This is a genomic window from Mesorhizobium sp. M8A.F.Ca.ET.161.01.1.1, assembly GCF_004792105.1.
Lineage (GTDB): Bacteria > Pseudomonadota > Alphaproteobacteria > Rhizobiales > Rhizobiaceae > Mesorhizobium.
In genome coordinates, this window is record NZ_SRTD01000325.1 from 1 (window position 1) to 319 (window position 319).

1 pseudogene is annotated in these 319 nt (G+C 59.6%); it reads right to left on the bottom strand.

Going from position 1 to position 319, the window contains the following annotated elements:
- Positions 1-319 (bottom strand): annotated as a pseudogene (locus tag EN804_RS35920) (ABC transporter permease); the annotation flags it as partial.

Consider the following 319-nt stretch of genomic DNA (forward strand, 5'->3'; position numbering starts at 1 on the left):
GCCTGTTTTCTCAAGAAAGCCGCTCCAAGGCCGAGCAGCACCGGAATGGCGACGAGCAACGGCACGAACGCGCCGGACAGGTCGGCAAAGCTGAGCGCCTTGGAAAAGACGCCGCGCGAGATCGTCACGAAATAGGTGGTCGGATAGATCCGGCCGATGAACGCGCCCACGCCCTGGAGCGACGACACCGGATCGATCATGCCCGAATATTGCGTCGCCGGAATGAGCGTCAGAAGAGCCGTGCCGAAGATTGCCGCAATCTGGCTCTTCATGAAGGAAGACATGAGGAGGCCGATGGATGTGGCGATGATGACATAGA